Genomic DNA, 1826 nt, shown 5'->3' with positions numbered 1-1826 from the left:
ATGTCCTTGACCGAAACGGTGTCGCCGAGGCCGCGGAAGTAGCGGGTGACGGCCTTGGTGCGCTTGCTGCCGATCGAGGCGTCGTCGACGCCGGTGATCACCGTGGTCTGGGCGAAGCCCGCGAAGTTCGAGAACGTCCGCGTCGACTTCTTGGTGAACTCAGCCTCAGCGATCTTCCACGCCGCGTCCGCGTACGTGTAGTTCGTCGTGGTACCGACGGCTCCGTCGACGGCGGGGAGTTCTTCGATGCTCTCCACCACATACTTGTGGAACCAGTCGATGTCTTCGGCCGACGGGTCCGGGTGCCAGAACGCCGGGTAACACAGCCGGGTGTTGGCTTTCAGTTCGGCGGTGTCGGCTTTGCCGGGCAGGCCGGTGCCGGTGGCGCAGTCACCGGTCGGCTTCTTGTAGTTGACGACGGTCTCGCCGCCGTACTCGTTGATGACCCGGCCGATACGCAGCCGGGAGAACCCGGGCCGCGGGTCCTTGGTGCCGCGCAGCACCCGGTTCGGCATGTCGTCCATGTTGGCTTCGAACCGGACCGGCTGCAGCTCAGCCGTCGTCCCGTTCACCGCGGAGCCGGTGCGGGTGACTGATTCCAGCCACAGCGCCGTGTTCGGGCCGGTCCTCGTCTTCGGGAACGACTGCTTCAGCTGATACGTGTCCACCGTCTGACGGGTGGTACTACCCGCGACCCGCTGCGCCGACGTGGTGATCTTGTCCAGGCGCTTACGGGTGAAGAACGACGGACCCGCGTTCCAGCACTTCTTCGCCGACTCACACCGCAAGTCAGCCGGAGTGTCATACCAAATCCGGTATTTACCCGGGTCCTTGCTCGCAAAGTTGGTGTCAGTACAACTCACACCACCCTCAGCGAAACACCGTTCAGCAACGGTGAACGCCACCCGACCCGGCGCCGGCGTGGAGAACACGCTGTTCGCGCGCTGGCCGTAGTCGATGTGGGTGAGATAGCCGGCGCGGTCGTATTTGACCGGGGACTTGAAGTCGAAGTTGCGGGCGTAGTAGTTCTCCTCCTTCGCCCACCACAGACTCATCGCGTTGCCGTGCACATCCTCGACATAGTCGAGCTGCCAGCGCCAACCCTCAGTACAGAACGACTTCTTGAAATCCTCAATCGTCGAACCCTTATAACAAGGCTCGTCGGCGTGATTCGAGTAGACCGGCACGGTCAGGACCGAGTTCGTCACCGGGTCGTCGGCGGCGGTGCCGTTGTCCGACCAGCCCGGCAACCGGTTCATCCCGAAGTGATACTTCGTCCCGTCCCGAGTCGTGACAACCCAGTACTCGCCGTCCTTATCCTTGTTATCCCTGGTGGTGTCCTTGATCAAAGCGATCGTCGAACCATCACCATTCGCCGTCGTCCACTTGTTGTCATCCCACACCAACTCCGTGGTGCTGCCACCGAGCGACAGGGTCGCGTTCTTCGAACCCCAGCACATATCCGCCGTACGGTGCTTCGCGTTACTCGAACCCTCCCGGGTCGAGTCCTGCCGGCAGTTGGCGTAAGTCCGGGTGATCGACCCAGCCGCGTAGTCCCAGCCGTCACCGATCCAGGAAGCCTGGTTGTTCGTGGCCGAGGTGCGACCGTCGACGGACTGCGACGAGTAGCCGAGCGCGACCTTCGGCGTCAAACCACCGGCAGACTCAGGGACCTGCACCTGGTAGGAGTAGGTGAATGCACCCGACGACGACCCGGACGCCCACGAACCGGACGACTGCAACGGCGTCGCGGTGAAGTCACCGGATGCCGAAGCGCCAGTGTCGAGGGCGCCGACCACACCGGAACCACTCGCGGTCGCGGCGCG

At 63.5% G+C, this 1826-nt stretch carries 1 pseudogene; it reads right to left on the bottom strand.

The features are described 5' to 3' along the window. Positions 1-1826, bottom strand: a pseudogene (locus B0I29_RS45015) (sugar-binding protein); the annotation flags it as partial.

This window comes from Actinoplanes lutulentus, from assembly GCF_003259845.1.
GTDB classification, from domain to species: Bacteria; Actinomycetota; Actinomycetes; order Mycobacteriales; family Micromonosporaceae; genus Actinoplanes; species Actinoplanes lutulentus.
Note: the sequence above shows the minus strand (reverse complement) of the source record. Positions and strands in the feature narration are given on the sequence as shown.